Raw genomic sequence first — 23713 nt, forward strand, 5'->3', positions numbered from 1 at the left:
AGACATTGAAGATAAGGCTTTTTTTGGCTTTGGCCGACAAGGATGGCGCCCACGACGAGGCGCCCCGTGCCAGACTATACCGATATTGCGATCATTGGCGGCGGCTTGGCCGGCTCGATCACGGCCGCCATGCTCGGGCGTGCCGGCATCCCGGCGATTCTGGTCGATCCCCACGCGATCTCCCCGCCCGACTTTCGAATCGAGAAGATCTCCGGTGCCGGGCAGATCGGCCGATTCCGTCGCACCGGGATCGCCGACAAGGCGTTAACCCAAGCCACCCTGACCCCGGAGAACTGGATCGCCCGATTCGGCTACGTGCTCGAACGGGCTCCGGTCCCGCAATACGGCATCCTTTACGACACGCTGGTGACGGCCGTGCGCGACGAGATCCGCGGCCGCGTGACGCGAATCGTCGCCAAGGCCGTGGCGATCACGCCAGGCGAGGATCGCCAGTCGGTCGTGCTGTCCAACGGGCAGACGATCTCCGCCCGTCTCGTCGTGCTCGCCAACGGGCTGAACGTTGGGCTGCGGCACATGCTGGGAATCACCCGCAAGATCACCAGCCCCGCCCATTCGATCTCGATCGGGTTCGACCTGACGCCGGCCGGCCGCGCCGCCTTCCCGTTCCCGGCCATGACCTACTTCCAGGAGCGGGCCGACGCGCGGGTGCCCTACATCACCCTGTTCCCGATCGGCGAGCGCATGCGGGCGAACCTGTTCGCCTATCGCGAGGTGGACGACCCCTGGCTGCGGGCGATCCGGCGCGCCCCGGTCGAAACGCTGATGGCCGCCCTGCCCGGCCTGCGGCGGATCACCGGCCCGTACGCCGTGAGGGGGGAAGTGAAGGTCCGCCCCGCCGACCTCACCATCAACACTGGATACCGCATGCCGGGCGTCGTGCTCGTCGGCGATGCCTTCTGCACCACCTGCCCCGTCACCGGCACCGGCTCCGACAAGGTGTTCACCGACGTCGAGCGCCTCTGCAACGTCCACATTCCGCGCTGGCTGGCGACTGACGGCATGGGCGAGGCCAAGATCGCGGCCTTCTATGCCGACCCGGTCAAGATCGCCTGCGATGCGTGGTCGCTCGACAAGGCCTGGAATTTCCGATCGGTCTCGATCGGGGCCAGCCCCTATTGGCAGGCACAACGCTGGGCGCGCTTTGCGGTCTCGCTCGGCCGCGGGATTCAGCAGCGGCTGACGAAGACCAATGCGCCGCTCAACGTCTATTCCTCGTCATCGTCATCATCCTCCTCGTCGTCGTCATCCTCCTCATCATCGCTGTCGTCGTCGGCCTGATCGAGCCGGCTCGGCTGATGGCCCTGGTCGTCCCAGAGCTTGCGATAGGTCCCGTTCTTCGCCAGGAGCTCGGCGTGGCTACCGCGCTCGATCGCCCGGCCGCCGGAGATGACGATGATCTCGTCCATTTCGACCACCGAGGTCAGCCGGTGGGTCGACCAGATCATGGTGCGGCCCTTGGCCACCTTGAGCAGGGTACGATTGATCGCGGCTTCCGTGGTCTGGTCCAGCGCCGAGGTGGCCTCGTCGAGCAGCAGCACGGACGGATTGCGGATGATGGCGCGGGCGATCGCGATGCGCTGACGCTGGCCACCGGACAGCGTGTCGCCGCGCTCGCCGACGATGGTGTCGTATTTCTGCGGCAGGCTCATGATGTAGCGGTGGATCTCGGCCTTCTTGGCCGCCTCCTCCACCTCCGCGTCGGTGGCGCCCTCCTTGCCGAGCCGGATGTTTTCCCGCAGCGACATGTTGAACAGCATGTTCTCCTGGAACACCACGGCCATGCTGCCGCGCAACGAATCGCGCGTCACCTTGCGGATGTCGACGCCGTCGATGGTGACGCGGCCTTCATCGGGGACGTAGAGCCGCAGGATCAGGTTGAGCAGCGTGCTCTTGCCCGAGCCCGACGGACCGACGATCGCGATCCGCTTGCCGACGTCGAGCTTGAGGCTCAGATTGTCGAGCACCGGCGTCTGGCTGCCCTCGTACTGGAAGGTCACGCGCTCGAAGGTGATGTCGTGGCTGATGCGGGGCAGATCCGGCGCGCCGGGCCGGTCGGCACCGCGGGTCGGCTCGTCCAGCAGCTCCTGCATGTGCCGGATCGCGGCCGCCGAGGAGATCGACACCGGCACGAAGTGCATGACATGGGCGATGTTGTAGGACACCTCCCAGAATGCGCTCTCGAAGGTGACGAAGGTGCCGATCGTGATCTGGCCCTTGGTGGCGAGATAGGCGCCGAGAGCGAGCACGACGAGATGCAGCAGCAGCACCGAGATCGTGACGGTGCGCTCGACCATGGTCGACAGGAACATCGCATCGGCCATCTTGCGCCGCGCCGCGTCGTTGCGGAAGCTGAACCAGCCGAACACCTTGCGGTGCAGGCTGAAGGCCTTGATGACGGCTTGTGCCGCGATGTTCTCCTGGATCACGCCGAGCAGCGACGCTTCGTTCAGTTTCTGCTCGTAATTGGCCTGAACCGCCTTCGGAGTCAGGATGCGCGGGCCGATCAGGGTGATCGGAAACACCAGGAGCGCGATCGCAGCGAGCTGCCAGTTCAGGAACAGCATCAGAATGATGCCCGCAATCAGCTCGAGGAACGGCAGCACGGCGCTGTTGGCGAAGCTCTTCACGACGTTCTCGAACGCCGACATGTCGACCGAGAAGCGCGACAGGATCTCGCCGCGCTTGGTGCGCTGGAAATAGGCCGCCGGCAGGTTCTGCACGTGGTCGAACAGCCGGGTGCGGACATCCGAGATGACGCAGGCCGCCAGCCGCGCATCCCAGCGCTCGTAGAGCACGGCAATGATCGAGGTGACGATGCCTGCAACCGCCAGCACGCCGAGGATGCGATAGAGCGCCTCGAAATCCTCTTCGCCGAGCGCATCGTCGATCAGGAACTTGAGGCTGAGCGGCATGATGACGTTGAACAGGGTCTCGATCAGCACGCCGATCGACACGAAGGCCAGCATCTTCTTGTATTTCGCGAGCAGCGGCGAGACGAAGCCGTAGATGGTGGCGAGCGCGCCGGCGGCCTCGCGCGCGGTGTAGACGACGAGGTCTTCGTCGTCATCGTCGTCGTCGAGCTCGTCGTCCTCGTCCTCGCCGTCCTCGTCGTCATCATCGTCGGAAGGCGGCGGCGCAGGCTTGCTGGCTTGTGGCGGCTTTGAGGGCTGCGCCGGCTTTGAAGGCGGCGCCGGCTCTGGCGGCTGTGCCGGCTTGGTCGCCTCCGGCGGCGTGCCGGCCAGTAACGGCTCGGAGGGCTGCAGCGCTTCGGTGGTCGGCGGCAGGGCGGCGGCCGGTGCTTGAGTTGCCGGCGGCGATTCGGGTGTCGTTGGCGTCGCGGCGGTTCCGGAAAGCCGCTTTGCGATCTCGGCAGCGGCGCCGGCGGCAGCCGCAATTCGTTCGCCAGCGATCCGATCGTCTTCGGTCTGACCGGGCGCAGCCGAGGCCGAACCGGGTTTCGAGCCTCGCTTCGAGCCTGATTTGGAGGCCGGACCCGACCCTGACTTGGACTCTGGTTTCTTGGGCGCCATGCAACCAACCGAAGCAGCGTGGCCGACGACGCGCCAGCCTTGCGCGTCAGGCCTTTAACATCTGCACGGCGCCGCGGCCAGCGTCCTCAGTCTTCGTCCTCGACCTTGTCGAAGAACGAGTAACGCAGGCTGTCCGCGTCGGCGTACCATTGGCCCGGGCCTTTGTTGGCCGCGAGCGTCGCGGCCCACACCTCGTCGGTGCAGTCGCGGCGATGCATGGCAAGATCGAAGCCGTTGCCGAAGAACAGCTCCGACCACTCCCACCAGGTGCCGAGCTTCTTGACCCCGCGCAGCAGGTCGTAGCGGTCGACGAGCGCCGGAGCCATGTCCGAGGTGATCGAGCCGAACACGAGGCCGGTCTTGACGACGCGGTTCAGTTCGCGAATCGCGCGCGCAACCTGCTTGTCACCGAGGTGGCAGAGGCTGGTCTCGAACACGAAATCGAACTCGCCGGTCTTGAACGGCATGTCCGTGATCGAGCCGAGCTTGTTGTACTTCTTGAGCGCCTTCGGCGTCTTGCCGTGGATGTAGCGGTTGTTTTCGATGCCCCAGGCATCGATGCCGCGCTCGCGGAGCGCTCCCACCAGTTCACCGCTCGCGGAGCCGGCGACCAGGAGCTTGTAGCCTTTGCCCTTGCCGGCCCGGTTCCAGACGATCTTGATCAGGCTGGTCAGATAGTCCGGATCGGTGAACTGCGACCACGCTTCGCTGTACGGCCCCTGCCCGCGATAATTGTCGAAATAGTCTCGGTCGATCTTGTCCGACAGCGGCATCTCGGCCTGCGAGCGGACGCGGCGCAGCCGCATCATTTCGGTCAGGATGATGTCGGTGGCGGCGTCCGAGGAATCGAGCAGTCCGTTCAAGGTCGAATCGAACAGGTAGTCACCGACCACGACGATGCCGGGGTGCTCCTTCGGCTCAGGCCGGTGATTGGTCATGACGTCGCGTACCGGCAGACCGCCGGGCAGCGCGTTGACGGACGACAGCCAGCGATGGATCTTGCCTTCCATGAAGTGCGCGCGCGCGTCGCCGAGCGCCGCCGGGAGCGACTTCAGCGCGGCATCGATCAGTTCCTGGTCCGACAGGTTGGCGAAGGCGAGCGCATCCGAGCCTGCGATCAGCCAGTTGAGCACGCCGTGCTTGCCGACATCGTGGCGCGAGCCCTCGTTGTAGATGCAGCAGCCGCCGAACGCCTCAGACATGAACCAGGAGCCCGGAATCTTCTCGCCCCAGAACGGCTCGTCGAACAGGATCGAGACGCGCAGGTAGTGCGCGGGACGATCGAAATAGGCGATGTGCTTGATCATCGACTGGCGCAGCTTCTCGCCCTCCCAGCCGACCGTCGACAGCCAGGAATGCGGCAGGCACACCAGCACGAGATCGAACTCGCGCGTCTCCGGCCCCTTGCCGTTCATCATGTTGAGCCGGTAGCGGCCCGCCTCCGTCTTGCCGATGCGGAGCACGCGATGATTGAGCTGGATGTCGGCATCGACCTCGGAGCGCAGGCACTCGATCAGTTGCTCGTTGCCGTTCTGAATCGAGTACAGGCCGATATAGTCGTCGATATCCATCACGAAGTTCTTGAGCGCATTGAGGCCGTTGGTGTTGTGGGCCTCGGTCGCGAGGTCGGAGCGCGACATCACCTTGAAGAAGCGCTTGGCGGTGGGATCCTCGACCTCCTCATCGAGCAGCTCCTCGCAGGTCTTGTAGGCCCAGGGGTGCTCGTTGTCGTGGGCGCCGACGCCCTCGTAATATTCGACCGGCGACATCACGTCGGTGCAGCGCTTGCGGAACGCCTCGACCGCGGCAGCCGTCTTCGGCCCGTATTTGCGGCGCAGCCCCGGCACGTCGTCGAGCAGCTCGCCGTCGAGCTGGACCTGCAGCGCATCCATCGGAATCGTCTGCAGCCCGAAATGCTGGATCAGCTCGCGCAGCGGATCAGGGCCGGTCATCGAGTAGTCGTAGATTTCTGCGACACCAGCCTCGTACATCGCCGGAGCGGTATCGAACTTGCGCGTCACGATCTTGCCGCCGAGCCGGTCGGATGCCTCGTAGATCGTCACCTTGCAGAGATCGCCGAGTTTGCGCCTCAGATACCAGGCGCTCATCAGGCCACCCGGACCGCCACCAACAATCGCAAGGTCAAGCATCGAAGTTCCGCCATCTCCGGCTGTCAGCGACGTTGCCGGTCGTCCATATCAGGGGTCCTGCCACCCTCGGGGCTCGATCGGCCATAGCCTACCCGGCCCGCAGAAGGTTTGCGCCGGAGCAAATCGGCGCATCGCCACGGGAGTCGACGGAAATCAGCTCAGCGGATCTGATGCTTCCAAAAGCGCCTCTGTCCCTGAAGGGAAGATGAACAACGGGGCAGCAGCGCGGCAACAGGAGAAGAAAATGTCAAAAAAAGGCCGGCAAACGCCGGCCTTTTCTACGCGTGATGAACGCACGGCAGACCCCGACACCGTCAGGGTCATGCCGCAACCGTCCGTTACTCTGCCGGCGGCAGCGCGAGCGGCTGAGGCTCGGGCTGCGCCGGCACGATCGCCGCCTGCTTCTCGCGCTCGTCGAGAATCAGCTTGTCGCGCTTCAAGGCGACCTCGCGGATGCGGGCCATCGAGGCGCCGGTGCCGGCCGGGATCAGACGGCCGACGATGACGTTCTCCTTGAGACCCTCGAGCGGATCGATCTTGCCGTTGACCGCCGCCTCGGTGAGAACGCGGGTGGTCTCCTGGAACGAGGCCGCCGAGAAGAACGACCGGGTCTGCAGGCTCGCCTTGGTGATGCCGAGCAGAACCGGAGTGCCCGTGGCCGGCTTCTTCGCCTCCTCCACGGCCTTCGCGTTGAGCAGGTCGAACTCGATCTTGTCGACCTGTTCGCCCGAGATCATGTCGGTATCGCCCTGGTCGGTGATCTCCACCTTCTGCAGCATCTGACGGACAATCACCTCGATGTGCTTGTCGTTGATGAGCACGCCCTGCAGCCGGTAGACCTCCTGGATCTCGTTGACCAGATAGGCCGCGAGCTCCTCGATGCCCTTGATCGCCAGGATGTCGTGCGGCGCCGGGTTGCCTTCGACGATGAAGTCGCCCTTCTCGACGATGTCGCCATCCTGCAGATGGATGTGCTTGCCCTTCGGGATCAGGTACTCGCGCGGCTCCTCGGTCTTGTCGACCGGCTCGATCGAGATGCGACGCTTGTTCTTGTAGTCGCGACCGAACCGGATGGTGCCGGCGATCTCGGCGATGATCGCGGCATCCTTCGGCTTGCGCGCTTCGAACAGCTCCGCCACCCGCGGCAGACCGCCGGTGATGTCGCGCGTCTTGGCGCTTTCCGTCGAGATACGCGCCAGGATGTCGCCCGGCTTCACCGTCGAACCGACGTCGACCGACAGAATCGCGTCGACCGACAGCATGTAGCGGGCATCGCCGCCGCGGGCGAGCTTGAGCACCTTGCCGTCCTTGCCCTTGATCACGATTGCCGGACGCAGATCCGCGCCACCGCGCGTTCCACGCCAGTCGATGACCACGCGCTTGGCGATACCGGTGGATTCGTCGAGCGTTTCCGAGATCGACAGACCCTCGGTCAGATCCTCGAACCCGATCGTACCCTCGGCTTCCGTGAGGATCGGACGGGTATAAGGATCCCACTCGGCGATGCGCTGGCCGCGCTTGATCATGTCGCCGTCGTCGACATGCATGCGCGCGCCGTACTGGATGCGGTGCGTCGCACGCTCGGTGCCGTCGGGGTCGACGATCGTCACGACCATGTTGCGGACCATCGCGATCAGGTGACCCTCGCTGTTGCGGGCGATCGCCTTGTTCTTGATGACCACCTTGCCTTCGAAGTTCGATTCCACGAAGGACTGCTCGTTCAGCTGCGCCGCACCACCGATGTGGAAAGTGCGCATCGTCAGCTGGGTGCCGGGCTCACCGATCGACTGCGCGGCGATGACGCCGACGGCCTCACCGTGGTTGACCGGCGTGCCGCGCGCCAGATCGCGGCCGTAGCACATCTTGCAGATGCCGTTGACCAGCTCGCAGGTCAGCGCCGAGCGGATCTTCACCTCCTGCACGCCAGCCTGCTGGATGGCGTCGATGTGGCTTTCCTCCATCAAGGTGCCGGCCTTGACCAGCACCGCGTTGGTCGCGGGATCGCGCACGTCGTCGCAGGGCACGCGGCCCAGGATGCGCGAGCCGAGCGAGGCCACGACCGTGCCGGCGTCGACGATGGCGCGCATCTTGATGCCGAGATGGGTGCCGCAATCGTCCTGCGTGATGATGCAGTCCTGCGCCACGTCGACCAGACGGCGGGTCAGGTAGCCCGAGTTCGCGGTCTTCAACGCGGTGTCCGCGAGGCCCTTGCGGGCGCCGTGGGTCGAGTTGAAGTACTCGAGAACCGAGAGACCTTCCTTGAAGTTCGAGATGATCGGCGTCTCGATGATCTCACCCGACGGCTTGGCCATCAGGCCGCGCATGCCGGCGAGCTGACGCATCTGGGCCGGCGAACCGCGGGCACCGGAATGCGACATCATGTAGATCGAGTTGATGTCGGCATCCGCCCCCGTCGCCGTCTTCTTGGTGACGGAGATCTCCTTCATCATCTCCTTGGCGATCTCTTCCGAGGCCTTCGACCAGGCGTCGACGACCTTGTTGTACTTCTCGCCATGGGTGATCAGACCGTCATTGTACTGCTGCTCGAAATCCTTCGCCAGCGTACGGGTGGTGTCGACGATCTTCCACTTGCCCGCCGGCACGACCATGTCGTCCTTGCCGAACGAGATGCCCGCCTTGAAGGCGTTGTAGAAGCCGAGCGCCATGATGCGGTCGCAGAAGATCACCGTCTCCTTCTGGCCGCAGTGACGATAGACCTGATCGATCACGCCCGAGATCTCGCGCTTGGTCATCAGCTTGTTGATGACCTCGAACGTCACGCGCGGATGCTTCGGCAGCAGGTTGCCGAGCATCACGCGGCCCGCGGTGGTCTCGATCCAGCGCTTGGCGATCTTGCCTTCCTCGTTCATCCCCTCCCAGCGGTACTTGATCTTGCTGTGGAGATGGATGGCCTTGGCGTGCAGCGCATGCTCGAGCTCGGCCATGTTGCCGAACGCCATGCCCTGGCCGGGCATGCCTTCGCGCATGATCGAGACGTAGTAGAGACCGAGCACGATGTCCTGCGACGGCACGATGATCGGCTGACCATTGGCCGGATGCAGGATGTTGTTGGTCGACATCATCAGGACGCGCGCTTCCAGCTGCGCTTCGAGCGACAGCGGAACGTGCACGGCCATCTGGTCGCCGTCGAAGTCGGCGTTGAACGCCGAGCAGACCAGCGGATGCAGCTGGATCGCCTTGCCCTCGATCAGCACCGGCTCGAACGCCTGGATGCCGAGACGATGCAGGGTCGGGGCGCGGTTCAGCAGCACCGGATGCTCGCGGATGACCTCGTCCAGGATGTCCCAGACCTCGGGGCGCTCCTTCTCGACCAGCTTCTTGGCCTGCTTGACGGTCGTCGAGAGGCCCTTGGCGTCGAGCCGCGAGTAGATGAACGGCTTGAACAGCTCGAGCGCCATCTTCTTCGGCAGGCCGCACTGGTGCAGGCGCAGCTCGGGACCGACCACGATGACCGAGCGGCCGGAATAGTCGACGCGCTTGCCGAGCAGGTTCTGACGGAAGCGGCCCTGCTTGCCCTTCAGCATGTCGGCGAGCGACTTCAGCGGACGCTTGTTGGCGCCGGTGATGACGCGGCCGCGGCGGCCGTTGTCGAACAGCGCATCCACCGCCTCCTGAAGCATGCGCTTCTCGTTGCGGATGATGATGTCCGGCGCGCGCAGCTCCATCAGCCGCTTCAGGCGGTTGTTGCGGTTGATGACGCGACGGTAGAGGTCGTTGAGGTCCGAGGTCGCGAAGCGGCCGCCGTCGAGCGGCACCAGCGGCCGCAGATCCGGCGGGATCACCGGAACGACGGTCATGATCATCCATTCCGGCTTGTTGCCGGAGTGGCGGAACGCCTCGACGATCTTCAGGCGCTTGGCGAGCTTCTTGTGCTTGATGTCGGAGTCGGTCTCCTGCATCTCGGCCCGCAGCGTCTGCTCGAGCTTCTCAAGCTCGAGGCCGCGCAGCAGCTCACGGATGGCCTCGGCGCCGATCATGGCGGTGAAGCTGTCCTGGCCGTATTCGTCCTGCGCCTTGAGGTACTCGTCTTCCGACAGCAGCTGACGGTCCTTGAGCGCGGTCAGACCCGGCTCGAGGACGACGTAGTATTCGAAGTACAGGATCCGCTCGAGATCCTTCAGCGTCATGTCGAGCAGCAGGCCGATGCGCGACGGTAGCGACTTCAGGAACCAGATGTGCGCGACCGGAGCGGCGAGCTCGATATGGCCCATGCGCTCGCGCCGGACACGCGACAAGGTCACCTCGACCGAGCACTTCTCGCAGATGATGCCCTTGTACTTCATCCGCTTGTACTTGCCGCACAAGCACTCGTAGTCCTTGATCGGCCCGAAGATGCGGGCGCAGAACAGGCCGTCGCGCTCGGGCTTGAAGGTACGGTAGTTGATCGTTTCCGGCTTCTTGATCTCGCCGTAGGACCAGGACAGAATCTTCTCCGGAGACGCAATCGAGATCCGGATCTGGTCGAAGACCTGAGCCGGCGTCGTCGGATTGAAGAGATTCATAATTTCTTGGTTCATCGTATTCTCCTCGCGGGCCGATCGGGGGTCGGCCGCAAATTCGAAAATCTCTCAACGGGCGCCTTGTCCTGACCCGCGGGGGAAGGCGCCGGCACCCGGCCGTCCGAGACGGCCGGGCCTGATCTCTTGACCTACTCGGCGGCTTCCGACGTCGGCGCCGGTCCGAGCTTGGAGTTGTGCAGGTCGACGTTGAGGCCGAGCGAGCGCATTTCCTTGACCAGCACGTTGAACGATTCCGGAATACCGGCCTCGAACGTGTCGTCGCCGCGCACGATCGCCTCGTAGACCTTGGTGCGGCCGGCGACGTCGTCCGACTTCACCGTCAGCATCTCCTGCAGCGTGTAGGCCGCGCCGTAGGCTTCGAGCGCCCACACCTCCATTTCGCCGAAACGCTGGCCGCCGAACTGGGCCTTGCCGCCCAGCGGCTGCTGGGTGACCAGCGAGTACGGGCCGATCGAACGCGCATGGATCTTGTCGTCGACCAGATGGTGCAGCTTCAGCATGTAGATGTAGCCGACCGTCACCTTGCGATCGAATGCATCGCCGGTGCGGCCGTCATAGACCGTCGACTGACCGGATGCGTCGAGGCCGGCGAGCTTCAACATCTCCTCGATGTCGGCCTCCTTGGCGCCGTCGAACACCGGCGTGGCGATCGGCACGCCGCGGCTCAGATTGTGACCAAGCTCGATCAACTCGTTGTCGTTGAGCGACTTGATGGTCTCGTCGTCGCCGTAGATCCGCTTCAAGGTCTCCTTCAGCGGCTTGACGTCCTGCTTCGACAGGTAGGCATCGACCGTCTGGGCGATACGCTTGCCGAGGCCGGCGCAAGCCCAGCCCAGATGGGTCTCGAGGATCTGCCCGACGTTCATGCGCGAGGGCACGCCCAGCGGGTTCAGCACGATGTCCGCATGGGTGCCGTCCTCGAGGAACGGCATGTCCTCGATCGGCACGATCTTGGACACGACGCCCTTGTTGCCGTGACGGCCGGCCATCTTGTCGCCCGGCTGGATCTTGCGCTTCACGGCGACGAAGACCTTGACCATCTTCATCACGCCGGGCGGCAGCTCGTCGCCACGCTGCAGCTTCTCGACCTTGTCGAGGAAGCGCTGTTCCAGCCCCTTCTTCGACTCGTCGTACTGCTTCCGCATGGCCTCGATCTCGGCCATCAGCTTGTCGTTCGGCGATGCGAACAGCCACCACTGCGACTTCGGATACTCGTCGAGCACCGCGCGGGTGATCTTGGTGTCCTTCTTGAAGCCCTTCGGACCGGAAATGCCCTGGCGGCCATCCAGCATGTCGGCGAGACGGCTGTAGACGTTGCGGTCCAGGATCGCCTGCTCGTCGTCGCGGTCCTTGGCCAGACGCTCGATCTCTTCCCGCTCGATCGCCAGCGCACGCTCGTCCTTGTCGACGCCGTGACGGTTGAACACGCGGACCTCGACGATCGTGCCCTGCACACCGGGTGGAACACGAAGAGAGGTGTCGCGAACGTCGGAGGCCTTCTCGCCGAAGATGGCGCGCAAGAGCTTCTCTTCCGGCGTCATCGGGCTCTCGCCCTTCGGCGTGATCTTGCCGACCAGGATGTCGCCGGCGCGCACTTCCGCGCCGATATAGACGATGCCGGCTTCGTCGAGATTCTTCAGCGCCTCTTCCGACACGTTCGGAATGTCGCGCGTGATTTCCTCCGGACCCAGCTTGGTATCGCGGGCCATCACCTCGAATTCCTCGATGTGGATCGAGGTGAAGACGTCCTCTTTCACGATCCGCTCGGAGAGCAGGATGGAGTCCTCGAAGTTGTAGCCGTTCCACGGCATGAACGCGACCAGCACGTTGCGGCCGAGCGCGAGCTCGCCGAGGTCGGTCGACGGACCGTCAGCGATGATGTCGCCCTTCTTGACGATGTCGCCGACCTTCACCAGCGGACGCTGGTTGATGCAGGTCGACTGGTTCGAGCGCTGGTACTTCATCAGCCGGTAGATATCGACGCCCGACTTGGTCGGATCGAGATCCTCGGTGGCGCGGATGACGACGCGGGTGGCGTCGATCTGGTCGATCACGCCCGAGCGGCGCGCCGCGATGGCGGCGCCCGAGTCACGGGCGACCACGCCTTCCATGCCGGTGCCGACGAACGGCGCCTCGGCGCGAACCAGCGGCACCGCCTGGCGCTGCATGTTCGAGCCCATCAGCGCGCGGTTGGCGTCGTCGTTCTCGAGGAACGGGATCAGCGCCGCGGCCACCGAAACGAGCTGCTTCGGCGACACGTCCATGTAGTCGACCTTGTCGGGCGTCATCGGCACGACTTCGCCGGCATGACGGCAGACCACGAGGTCCTCGGTGAAGCGGCCCTTGGCATCGAGCGGCACGTTGGCCTGCGCGACGCGGTAGCGCCCTTCCTCCATGGCGGACAGATACACCACCTCGTCGGTGACGCGGCCGTCCTTGACCTTGCGGTACGGCGTCTCGACGAAGCCATACTTGTTGACGCGGGCGAATGTCGCCAGCGAGTTGATCAGGCCGATGTTCGGACCTTCCGGCGTCTCGATCGGGCAGATGCGGCCGTAATGCGTCGGATGCACGTCGCGCACCTCGAAGCCGGCGCGCTCGCGGGTCAGACCGCCCGGTCCAAGCGCCGACAGGCGGCGCTTGTGGGTGATCTCCGACAGCGGATTGGTCTGGTCCATGAACTGCGACAGCTGCGACGATCCGAAGAACTCGCGCACCGCGGCCGCGGCCGGCTTGGCGTTGATCAGATCCTGCGGCATCACGGTGTCGATGTCGACGCTCGACATGCGCTCCTTGATGGCGCGCTCCATGCGCAAGAGACCGATGCGGTACTGGTTCTCCATCAGCTCGCCGACCGAGCGGACGCGGCGATTGCCGAGATGGTCGATGTCGTCGATCTCGCCCTTGCCGTCGCGCAGATCGACCAGGGTCTTGATGACCGCCAGGATGTCTTCCTTGCGCAGCGTGCGCTGGGTGTCCGGCGCATCGAGCTCGAGGCGCATGTTCATCTTGACGCGGCCGACCGCGGAGAGGTCGTAGCGCTCGGCATCGAAGAACAGCGACTGGAACATCGCCTGCGCGGAATCGAGCGTCGGCGGCTCGCCCGGACGCATCACGCGGTAGATGTCGAACAGCGCGTCCTCACGCGTCATGTTCTTGTCCGCCGAGAGCGTGTTGCGGATGTAGGGCCCGACATTGACGTGGTCGATGTCGAGCAGCGGCAGGTCCTTGTAGCCCTGCTCGTTCAGCACCTTGAACAGCTTGTCGGTGATCTCCTCGCCCGCCTCGGCGTAGATTTCGCCGGTCTTCGGGTTGACGAGATCCTCGGCGATGTAGTTGCCGAGCAGCTCCTCGTCCGACATGCGCAGCGCCTTCAGCCCCTTCTCCTGGAGCTGGCGGGCGGCGCGGACGGTGAGCTTCTTGCCGGCTTCGAGCACGACCTTGCCGGTGTCGGCGTCGATCAGGTCGTTGACGGTCGAATAGCCGCGGAAGCGGTTGGCGTCGAACGGAACGCGCCAGCCTTCCTTGATGCGCTTGTAGATCAGCTTCTTGTAGAAGGTCGACAGGATGGTCTCGCCGTCGAGGCCGAGCGCGAACATCAGCGACGTCACCGGCAGCTTGCGGCGACGGTCGATGCGCGCGAACACGATGTCCTTGGCGTCGAACTCGATGTCGAGCCAGGAGCCGCGATACGGGATGACGCGGGCGGCGAACAGCAGCTTGCCCGACGAATGGGTCTTGCCCTTGTCGTGGTCGAAGAACACGCCCGGCGAACGGTGCATCTGCGAGACGATGACGCGCTCGGTGCCGTTCACGATGAAGGTGCCGTTCATGGTCATGAGCGGGATGTCGCCCATGTACACGTCCTGCTCCTTGATGTCCTTGACCGACTTCGCGCCGGTCTCCTCGTCGATATCGAACACGATGAGGCGCAAGGTCACCTTGAGCGGCGCAGCGAAGGTCATGCCACGCTGACGGCACTCGTCGACGTCATATTTCGGCGGCTCGAACTCGTAGCGGACGAACTCCAGCATCGAGGTGCCGGAGAAGTCGGAGATCGGGAACACCGAGCGGAACACCGCCTGCAGGCCCTCATCCGGCCGCCCGCCCGTGGGCTCGTCCACCATCAGGAACTGGTCGTAGGACGCCTTCTGAACCTCGATGAGGTTCGGCATCTCCGCGACTTCCTTGATGTGTCCAAAGAACTTGCGAACGCGTTTGCGACCGGTGAATGTCTGCTGCGCCATCGTGGCCTCTCATTTCGTCGCCCGGAGGGGCGAACCTTCCGAAACAGCGGCTGCCACCGCCCCTTCGGGTTGAATTTCGATCCATTTCGAGGATCTGAGGCTCAAAGCCGGAACGGAAACGTCCCAGATCTGTTCTTCAGACCAGCAAAACGCAAAACGACGCGCGAGGCGCGAGGACGCACCCGCTCGTCACAACCATCTCGTCACGGACTGCAAAAGCCCGAAATTGCCTATCTCCCAGCGGCTTACGGACGGAGACGCCACTCCACCGATCAACCGGCTTTTCGTGCTGCCGACCCAATATGGGTTGACAATAATCGAGATTCGAGAGCGAAGCCCCCAAATCTCCACACTTTTCCGTGTTCAGTCCACAACAGACGGTTCCGTTGCACGCCTTTTGCAGTGATTCCGAGCCGCGCCCAATACCCCTGCAAAACTCCTTGTCCACATGATGACCGGGCGATGTTACCACCCGGCCATCATAATCTCTCGAAAGCCCCGGACCTGCCCATGGCAGCCCGGGGACTTCGTTCGCGTAATCGAAGCGATTACTTGAGCTCGATCTTGGCGCCAGCCTTCTCGAGCTGAGCCTTGATCTTCTCGGCCTCGTCCTTGTTGACGCCTTCCTTGACCGGCTTCGGAGCGCCCTCGACGAGGTCCTTGGCTTCCTTCAGGCCCAGGCCGGTGATGGCGCGGACTTCCTTGATGACCTCGATCTTCTTGTCGCCGGCCGAAGCCAGGACAACGGTGAACTCGGTCTTCTCTTCCGCCGGAGCGGCAGCGGCGCCACCGGCACCCGGAGCAGCGACGGCCACGGCGGCCGCGGCGGACACGCCCCACTTCTCTTCCAGGAGCTTGGCGAGCTCAGCGGCCTCAAGAACGGTGAGGGCCGAGAGGTCGTCGACGATCTTCTGCAGGTCAGCCATTGAAGTAGTTCCTTGATTTGGTTCGGTTCGAAACCAGGTTGTGAGTGTTTGCGAAGGGCGTCAGGCCGCTTCGCCCTTTGAGGCATGAGCCTGAATGACGCGCGCGACCTTGGCCGCGGGTGCATTGGCGAGCTGGGCGAGCTTGGTCGCCGGAGCCTGGATCAGGCCGACGAGCTTGCCGCGCAGTTCGTCCAGCGACGGCAGCGAGGCCAGAGCCTTGACGCTGTCGACATTCAGGACGGTTGAGCCCATCGAGCCGCCGAGGATGACGAACTTTTCGTTCGCCTTGGCGAATTCGATGGCAACCTTGGGCGCCGCGACAGGATCGCTCGAAGTTGCGATCACGGTCGGCCCCTTCAACAGGGAACCGATGCCGACGACGTCCGTGCCTTCAAGAGCAATTTTGGCGAGACGGTTCTTCGAGACCTTCACCGACGCGCCAGCCTGCTTCATCTGCATGCGCAGCTTCTGCATCTGGGCCACGGTGAGGCCGGAATAGTGAGCGACGACGGCAACGCCCGTGGTCTTGAAGACCTCGTGCAGCTGCTCGACCGCCTCTTTTTTTGCCGCTCGTTCCACAGCAAGCTCTCTCCGGTTGGCGGCCTTCGCCCGAAAGCGGGACCGCCGGGTTGCACCCGCCGTCCCACCAAACCTGACCTCCGGACGGAAGAACCCGAGGACACGCAAGGCAAAACGGCGATGAATAGCCTGCCCTTCCGAAAGCCCCAGGGATCCCTAGGAGGCTCGCGGAGTGTCGAGGTTCGAACCAAACCTGCATGCCACCACGACGAAGGCAGTGGACATGCCGAAATCCGGTCTTCACCCGTCTATGCAGGCTGGATGATTAAGCCATTGAGGAAATTGGATTCCACGCCGGCGCCTGCAGTCTCGGACAGGATCGGGGTGATCGGCAGACCGACCTCCCCTGCGGCATTTTCGAGAGCAGAAAGATCCTTCTTCCTTCCGAGAAATCCAAACGGATATCCTCAAAAGGAATGCTGGCTCCTCTCAACTTTCGGAATGCGCGCACAGGCGCGCCAGCAACAGCCGGCCCGCCTGGAAGCCGGTTCTTTAACCGCTCGATCGCGACTTGCCAAGACCCCAAGAGCAAAAATCGCACCAGTTGGGCCATGCCGTGGAGCCGGGTAGGAGCCCCGTCGCCCGGATGAGCGACAGCCGGCGCGCGGGACGCGCGTTCGGCGATAGCGACGTGCGGGGTCTCACGTGCCCTGCCGGAGAACCCGGATGTCGCTGCGCTCATCAGGGCCACCGGGCATTGCGCGCGCAGGGCGCAATCCCGCCTCAGCCCTTCGGACAGGCCTCTCCGGCGTCGGCCCAGGCCTTGATCAGCTCGCCGAACTGCTTCTGGGTTCCCGGGGCCGGGGTCCGCCCTGCTCCCGGATTCCAGCCCCAGCCGACCAGCTCATCCTCAGCCATATGGTGAATCAGCTGCGCCATGGTCTTGCCGCCGTTGCGATTTGGATCCTTGATCTGTGCGCAGATCTGGCCGAGCGACTTGCCCTGCCAAGCCATCTCGATCGGAGCCAGCTGCCATTTGGGATTACCCGGCACGCGCGCCGCGTCGAAATTGGCCTCGTGGTGGCAGGTCGTGCAGGCGAGCCCGCCGGGCGCACCCATGCCGGCCTCGCCGCGGACCACCAGCGGCTGATGCGGAATCATCCTGTCGGTCTGGGTCGGCCGGTCGCCGGCCGGATGGCAGTTCATGCATCGCGGCGACTGCAGCACCTTTCCGGCCTCTTCGAACAGCGCCACGGCGCGCTCGTCCTTGCTCTTGATCCTGGCGAAGTCCGCCACCGGCTTGAGCACGCCGGCGACGCGCGTCGCCTCGGGCGCCGCATCGGCGCGCCGCAGTGCCGGCAGGGCTACGATCGCAACCGCAGCCAGGCTGCCAGCGAGCAGCGCCATCGTCGCCGTTCTGAACAGGCTCATGCGGTGTCTCCCGGCCGGATCGGCAGTTGGGTCGGCCGCGGCAGACCTAGCCTGGCCATGGCGTTGGCGACGGCAGGTCCCAGCGGTGGCACGCCGGGCTCGCCGACTCCCGAGGGTTTCTCGGTCGACGGCACGATCGCAACCTCGATCTGCGGCATCTCGTGGATGCGCAGCGAGCGGTAGGTGTCGAAATTGCCCGACACCGGTCGTCCCTCGTCGAGCGGCTGCTGCGCATAGAGGATGTGGCCTAGCGCAAAGCCGATGCCGCCCTCCATCTGGGCGCGGATGATGTCGGGATTGACTGCGACGCCACAGTCGACAGCGCACCAGACCTTATGCACGACCGGTCCGTCGGCGCCCATCGACAGCTCGACCACCTGGGCGACGTAGGTGTTGAAGCTCTCGACCACGGCCACACCGCGGGCGCGGCCCGCTTCGAGCTTGGCGCCCTTCCAGTCCGCGAGCTCAGCGACCGCCTTGAGCACACCGGCGTGACGCGGCTTGTCGGCCATCATCGCCAGTCGTCCCTCCACAGGATCCTGGCCGGCGGCTTCGAGCAACTGATCGACAAACGCCTCGACGGCGTAGCCGGTATGGGTGTGGCCGACCGAGCGCCACCACAGCACGGGCACGCCGACATCGACCTGATGCAGGTCGCAGCGGAAATTCGGCACCTGGTAAGGGATCTCGTTGGAGCCCTCATAGGCCGTCGAATCGAGGCCGTTCTTCATGGTCATCGCCTCGAACGGCGAGCCCTTCATGATCGACTGCCCGACGATCGTATCCGACCACGCCACGATCTTGCCGTCGCGGACCACACCACGCATCCGGTGCAGGCTGAACGGTCGGTAGTAGCCGCCGCGCATATCATCCTCGCGGGACCACACCAGCTTGACCGGACGTCCCGGCCCGATCGCTTTGGCGACCTGCGCCAGCTCTGTGGCGACGTGGGTCGACTGCTGCGCCCGCCGGCCGAAGCTGCCACCAGCAAGAATCGTCTTGAGATCGACCTTGGCGATGTCGAGCCCAAGCACCTGCGCGATCACGGCGTGATCAGGCGTCGGAAACTGGCTGCCATAGCGCGCCGAGGCGGTGTCGCCTTTCCAGTGGATGAAGGCGTTGATCGGCTCCATCGGCGCATGGGCCAGATACGGGAAGACGAACTCGGTCTCGATCAGCCTGCCGCCTTTGGCGATCTCGGCGTCAACGTCGCCCTCCTGCTTCACCAGCGCGCCCTGCTTCTTTGCGCGCGCGCGAAACTCCTCCAGCAGTTGCGCCGTCCCGCGCGTCTCCGCCTTGCTGTCGTCCCAGGAGATCTCGAGCAGGTCGCGCGCGGTCTTGGCCGGCCAGAAGCCCTCGGCATAGACGGCGACACCATTTGGCACCTCCTTGACGTCGACGACGCCAGGCACGGCCTTCGCTGCTGATGCGTCGAACGAGGCCACCTTGCCGCCGAAGCGCGGCGAGCGCGCCACCAGCACGGTCAAGGTCCCCGGATCCTTGATGTCGAGCGTATACTCGGCCGAGCCGTTCGACTTCGCCACGCTGTCGAGCCGGGTCACGGCGCCTTCCTTGCCGATCAGCTTGAAGGCGGAGGGATCCTTGAGCTGCGGATTCGCCGGCACCGGCTGCTGCATCGCCTTCGCGGCCAGCGCGCCGAAACCGCTCTGCTTGCCCGAAGCGTGCTTGATGATGCCCTTCTCGACCGTGATCTCCTCAGCCGGCACCTTCCATTCGTCGGCGGCCGCAGCCACCAGCATCGCGCGCGCGGCGGCGCCGACCTTGCGCATCTGCTCGTAGGAATTGGCGATCGCGCTCGAGCCACCAGTGCCCTGCACCCCGAACAAGAGATTCTTGTAGAGCACCGGATTCGAGGGCGCGTGATCGGCGCGCATCAGCGACCAATCGGCATCGAGCTCCTCGGCCACCAGGGTGGCCATGCCGGTGAACGGGCCCTGTCCGAACTCGATGTGCTTGCAGAGAACGGTGACAGTGTCGTCCTGGCCGATCACCAGGAACGTGTTCGGCTCGATGTTGACGGACTTGGCCGCGGCGCCATCCTGCGCGTAAGCCACACCGTTGCGGGCGACATAGGTGGCGAGCACCAGGCCTGCGCCGGCTTTCAGGAGCGAACGCCGGGACAATGCGGTTGAGGCAGCGGGCTTCACATGTGCATTCATCGTCAGCCCTCCAGCGACTTGGCGGCGGAATGGATCGCGGCGCGGATGCGGACATAGGTCGCGCAGCGGCAGATGTTGCCATTCATCGCCAGGTCGATGTCCTGGTCGGTGGGCTTGGGATTGAGGCCCAGCAGCGCGGCCGCGCTCATGACCTGCCCCGATTGGCAGTAGCCGCATTGCGGCACATCGTGCGCGGCCCAGGCCTTCTGCACGGCGACGGCTTCCTTGGAGGTCAGCCCCTCGATCGTGGTCACCTCGCTCTTTCCGACCGCCGAGACGGGCAACGAGCAGGAGCGGACGGTCTGGCCATCGACATAGACGGTGCAGGCGCCGCACTGCGCGACGCCACAGCCATACTTCGTGCCGGTCAACCCGACATTGTCGCGGATGGCCCAGAGCAAGGGAGTTCCGGGATCGACATCGACCTGATGCTCGCGCCCGTTGATCTTCAATGTGAACGCCGCCATTGCCGCCCTCGCTGTCTTTCGTTCGACAACGCGAGTTAGATGCATTCGAGAATGGCTCGCAATTCACAGAGCCGTGCAGTGCATCAAAATATTTCTGCACCGGCGCGGAACGATCCGGCAGCGACGGAGCGAGATCCGTAGCCCGAATGAGCGGACGGCTGCGCCCGAAAGGGCGAAGGCGAAGCTCATCCGGGCTACGACACGCGTCCTGCGGCTACTTCACCGGATGCGGCATCGGCTCGCCGGCGAAGAACGCGGTAAGATTGGCGACCACGCAGGCCTGCATGGCGACGTGCGCCTCCCTGGTGTTGCCGCCGATATGCGGGGTCACCACCACGTTCGGCAGCATGGTCAGCTCATCCGGCGCATGCGGCTCGGTTTCGAACACGTCGAGGCCGGCGCCGGCGATGGTGCCGTCCTGTAGCGCCGCCAGCAGCGCGTGCTCGTCGATGACGGAGCCGCGCGAGATGTTGACGACATGGCCGTCGGGCCCCAGCCGCTTCAGGAGCCCGGCGTTGACGACGTGAGTGGTCTCGGTGCTGGCACGGACCGCGATCATCAGCACGGTGCACCATTCGGCGAGCGCCTCGAGGCTCGGAAAATATTGATACGGCAGGTCGTCGTAGCGCGTGCGGCTGAAATAGCCGATTTCGGTCTCGAACGCCGCGACCCGGGCCGCGATCTTGCGGCCGATCTCGCCCATGCCGTAGACGCCGACCTTGCAGCCGGCGAGGCTCGGCGGCGGCTTCATCAGCGGCGATGGTTTTGCGGACACCCAGCCGCCGTCGCGGACGTAAGCGTCTGCCACCATCAGCCGCCGCGTGCTCGCCAGCATCAGCATCACAGCGACGTCCGCGACCGCCGCGGCATTGGCGCCCGGGCTGTGTGCGACGGCGATGTTACGGGCCGCGGCCGCCTTCAGGTCGACCCCGTCATAGCCGGTGCCATAGCAGACGATCGCCCCGAGCGCCGGGAGCCTGTCCATGTCGACTGCGCCGAGCGGCGTGCCGCCGGCCGTGATCAGCGCCCGGATCCGCGCGACCTCGTCCGCCGGAAAAACCTCGTGCGCCGGCTTGCCGCCGCTGTCGAGCAGTTCGAAGCGGTCGGCAAAGCGCTGGGTCAGCGACTTCGGCAGGCGGGAATAGATCAGGACCTTGTCGGGCATGGCGGCAGGCACTCCAAATGCGAAGGGCGGGATCGATGAACGATCCCGCCCTTCTAACTAACCTATGCCCGGCCGCTTACGCGAGCACGGTGCCCGGCTCGACCTTGACGCCGGGGCCCATCGTCGAGGACACAGCGACGCGCTGGACGTAGGTGCCCTTGGCGCCGGCCGGCTTGGCCTTCACCACCGCATCCGCCAGCGCCTTGATGTTCTCGACCAGCTTGTCCTCGGCGAACGAGGCCTTGCCGACGCCGGCCTGGATGATGCCGGCCTTCTCGACGCGGAACTCGACCGAGCCGCCCTTGGCGCCCTTGACGGCACCGGCGACGTCCATGGTCACGGTGCCGATCTTCGGGTTCGGCATCATGCCGCGCGGACCGAGCACCTTACCGAGACGGCCGACCAGCGGCATCATGTCGGGGGTGGCGATGCAGCGGTCGAAGTCGATATTGCCGTTCTGCACCTTCTCAACCAGGTCCTCCGCGCCGACCACGTCGGCACCGGCGGCCTTGGCTTCCTCGGCCTTGGCGCCGCGGGCGAACACGCCCACGCGCAGCGTACGGCCGGTGCCGTTCGGCAGCATGACGACGCCGCGGACCATCTGGTCGGCGTGGCGCGGATCGACGCCGAGGTTGATCGAGACCTCGATGGTCTCGTCGAACTTCGACACGGCCCGTTCCTTGATCATCTTGATCGCGTCAGCAAGCGGGTAGAGCTTGGTGCGGTCGATGCCCTCGCGGGCCTTCTTCAGACGCTTTCCGATAGCCATGGCCGCTTACCCCGCAACTTCCAGACCCATCGAGCGGGCGGAGCCCTCGACCATCTTCATGGCCGACTCGATCGAGTCGCAATTCAGGTCCTTCATCTTCTTCTCGGCGATCTCGCGCACCTGCGCCTTGGTCACCTTGCCGGCCTTGTCGCGACCCGGGGCCTTGGAGCCCGACTGGATCTTGGCGGCCTGCTTGAGGAAGTAGGACATCGGGGGGGTCTTCATCTCGAAGGTGAAGGACCGGTCCGCGTAAATGGTGATGACCACCGGGATCGGGGTGTTCTTCTCTTCCTTCTGGGTCTGCGCGTTGAACGCCTTGCAGAACTCCATGATGTTGAGACCGCGCTGACCGAGCGCCGGGCCGATCGGCGGCGACGGGTTGGCCGCGCCGGCCGGCACCTGAAGCTTCAGGTAACCGGTTACTTTCTTTGCCATTGGGATTCTCCAATGCGCTCGCGACCTTGCCTGATGCGAACGCAACGCCTTGGGGCGACAAAACCCGTCGGGCGAGGTTTGGGACCGTGGTCCGGCGCGCTTGGCCCGGCTGGCAAAGCCGGTCACGCCTCCCACGAACGAAATCGCCCCCCGTCCGGGGAGCGAAGCGCGCCCGATACACGAGATCGGACGAAAAGGAAAGGGTTGAGGGCAAAGCTCCCTCCTCCCGTCATTCCGGGGCGCCCGCAGGGCGAGCCCGGACTCCATAGCCACAGGGTGCCGCGTGAGGCACGCTGGAGCTGGCACTTCGCCGTCCCATTCCCGATCGAGGCTATGGATTCAGGGCTCAGCTCTGACGGCGGAGAAAGCGTGGATCGCCGGCCTCAGCCGACGACCTTCTCGACCTGGTTGAACTCGAGTTCGACCGGGGTGGCGCGGCCGAAGATCGACACCGCGACCTTGAGGCGCGAGCGGGCCTCATCGATTTCCTCGACCACGCCGGAGAACGAGGCGAACGGGCCGTCGGCGACGCGGACGTTCTCGCCGATCTCGAACGACACCGACGATTTCGGCCGCTCCACGCCTTCCTGCATCTGGTTCAGGATGCGCATCGCCTCGCCTTCGGAGATCGGCATCGGCTTGTTCTCGGCACCGAGGAAGCCGGTCACCTTGGGCGTGTTCTTGATCAGGTGGAACGCCTCGTCGGTCAGCTTCATCTTCACCAGCACGTAGCCGGGGAAGAACTTGCGCTCGGCGTTGATCTTTCGGCCGCGGCGCACCTCGGTGACGTTCTCGATCGGCACCAGCACCTGCTCGAACAGATCCTCGAGATTGCGCTGCTTGGCCTGCTCGCGGATCGACTCCGCGACCTTCTTCTCGAAGTTCGAATAGGCGTGGACGATGTACCAGCGCTTGTCGGAGCTTTGCGTTGCGATTGCCATCAGTGGATGCCCAGCACGAGGGTGATGAGATAACGGATGATCTGATCGGCGGCGAAGAAGAAGATCGAGGCCAGCGCCACCATCACGAACACCATGATCGTGGTGATGGTGACCTCGCGACGGCTCGGCCACGAGACCTTGGCGGTCTCCGAGCGCACTTCCTGCAGGAATTTGAACGGGCTGGTAGCCATCGTCAGGGGTCCTCGTCCGTCATCGGACGATTGAAGAGTTGACTGGGAAAACCGAACAGCCGACCGTGGCCCACCCTCTTGTCGGAGAGATGAGCCGAATCCACGGGCTCGCTTGTTCGGGGAGTGAAAAGCCGCGCCGGATATCCGCGTGTAGCGGGCCGGCTGCAGGTCCTCGATATCTACTGTCGACCCGGCCGAAG

Annotated in this window: 15 protein-coding genes; 1 reads left to right on the forward strand and 14 read right to left on the reverse strand. The window is 64.7% G+C overall.

Going from position 1 to position 23713, the window contains the following annotated elements:
* Positions 1 to 66: 66 nt before the first annotated feature.
* The gene (locus tag ACQR1F_RS09350) at positions 67 to 1299 is read left to right on the forward strand and encodes an FAD-dependent oxidoreductase (protein WP_434912899.1); all 1233 of its coding nucleotides are present in this window, start codon (positions 67 to 69) and stop codon (positions 1297 to 1299) included.
* On the opposite strand, the gene ACQR1F_RS09355 is transcribed toward ACQR1F_RS09350, so the two are convergent.
* From ACQR1F_RS09355 to secE, 14 genes are all read right to left on the reverse strand, one after another.
* Positions 1227 to 3551, reverse strand: a complete 2325-nt coding sequence (locus tag ACQR1F_RS09355) for an ABC transporter ATP-binding protein (RefSeq protein ID WP_434912900.1) — start codon at positions 3549 to 3551, stop codon at positions 1227 to 1229. The genes ACQR1F_RS09350 and ACQR1F_RS09355 overlap by 73 nt on opposite strands.
* An 86-nt stretch (positions 3552 to 3637) precedes the next feature.
* Positions 3638 to 5701: an FAD-dependent oxidoreductase gene (locus ACQR1F_RS09360; RefSeq protein ID WP_315800975.1), complete on the reverse strand. Its 2064-nt coding sequence runs from the start codon at positions 5699 to 5701 to the stop codon at positions 3638 to 3640.
* A gap of 338 nt (positions 5702 to 6039) precedes the next feature.
* A complete protein-coding gene (gene rpoC / locus ACQR1F_RS09365) occupies positions 6040 to 10239 on the reverse strand; it encodes a DNA-directed RNA polymerase subunit beta' (RefSeq protein ID WP_315800976.1) in 4200 nt (1399 codons plus the stop codon).
* 131 nt (positions 10240 to 10370) lie between these two features.
* Positions 10371 to 14489 (reverse strand): DNA-directed RNA polymerase subunit beta, encoded by a 4119-nt coding sequence (gene rpoB / locus ACQR1F_RS09370; protein WP_315800977.1) that lies wholly within the window; start codon positions 14487 to 14489, stop codon positions 10371 to 10373.
* Between the two features lie 548 nt (positions 14490 to 15037).
* Positions 15038 to 15415 carry a 50S ribosomal protein L7/L12 gene (gene rplL / locus ACQR1F_RS09375; RefSeq protein WP_172108050.1) on the reverse strand — a complete coding sequence of 126 codons (378 nt, stop codon included), beginning with the start codon at positions 15413 to 15415 and terminating at the stop codon, positions 15038 to 15040.
* Between the two features lie 60 nt (positions 15416 to 15475).
* Positions 15476 to 15994 carry a 50S ribosomal protein L10 gene (gene rplJ / locus ACQR1F_RS09380; RefSeq protein WP_434880768.1) on the reverse strand — a complete coding sequence of 173 codons (519 nt, stop codon included), beginning with the start codon at positions 15992 to 15994 and terminating at the stop codon, positions 15476 to 15478.
* Between the two features lie 723 nt (positions 15995 to 16717).
* Positions 16718 to 17365, reverse strand: a complete 648-nt coding sequence (locus ACQR1F_RS09385) for an Isoquinoline 1-oxidoreductase subunit (protein WP_434912901.1) — start codon at positions 17363 to 17365, stop codon at positions 16718 to 16720.
* Positions 17362 to 19545 (reverse strand): molybdopterin cofactor-binding domain-containing protein, encoded by a 2184-nt coding sequence (locus ACQR1F_RS09390; protein ID WP_434912902.1) that lies wholly within the window; start codon positions 19543 to 19545, stop codon positions 17362 to 17364. The genes ACQR1F_RS09385 and ACQR1F_RS09390 overlap by 4 nt, the downstream gene beginning before the upstream one ends.
* A gap of 2 nt (positions 19546 to 19547) precedes the next feature.
* Positions 19548 to 20012, reverse strand: coding sequence for a (2Fe-2S)-binding protein (locus ACQR1F_RS09395; protein ID WP_172130827.1), 465 nt, complete (start codon positions 20010 to 20012; stop codon positions 19548 to 19550).
* Between the two features lie 214 nt (positions 20013 to 20226).
* The gene (locus ACQR1F_RS09400) at positions 20227 to 21177 is read right to left on the reverse strand and encodes an NAD(P)-dependent oxidoreductase (RefSeq protein ID WP_434912903.1); all 951 of its coding nucleotides are present in this window, start codon (positions 21175 to 21177) and stop codon (positions 20227 to 20229) included.
* A gap of 76 nt (positions 21178 to 21253) precedes the next feature.
* Positions 21254 to 21946, reverse strand: coding sequence for a 50S ribosomal protein L1 (gene rplA, locus ACQR1F_RS09405; protein ID WP_316216035.1), 693 nt, complete (start codon positions 21944 to 21946; stop codon positions 21254 to 21256).
* A gap of 6 nt (positions 21947 to 21952) precedes the next feature.
* Positions 21953 to 22381 carry a 50S ribosomal protein L11 gene (rplK, locus tag ACQR1F_RS09410; RefSeq protein ID WP_012045056.1) on the reverse strand — a complete coding sequence of 143 codons (429 nt, stop codon included), beginning with the start codon at positions 22379 to 22381 and terminating at the stop codon, positions 21953 to 21955.
* A 383-nt stretch (positions 22382 to 22764) separates the two neighbouring features.
* Positions 22765 to 23322 (reverse strand): transcription termination/antitermination protein NusG, encoded by a 558-nt coding sequence (nusG, locus tag ACQR1F_RS09415; protein WP_009031827.1) that lies wholly within the window; start codon positions 23320 to 23322, stop codon positions 22765 to 22767.
* Positions 23322 to 23513: a preprotein translocase subunit SecE gene (gene secE, locus ACQR1F_RS09420; protein ID WP_315800982.1), complete on the reverse strand. Its 192-nt coding sequence runs from the start codon at positions 23511 to 23513 to the stop codon at positions 23322 to 23324. The genes nusG and secE overlap by 1 nt, the downstream gene beginning before the upstream one ends.
* Between the last annotated feature and the right edge of the window lie 200 nt (positions 23514 to 23713).

The organism is Bradyrhizobium sp. HKCCYLS3013 (genome assembly GCF_051167615.1).
Lineage (GTDB): Bacteria > Pseudomonadota > Alphaproteobacteria > Rhizobiales > Xanthobacteraceae > Bradyrhizobium.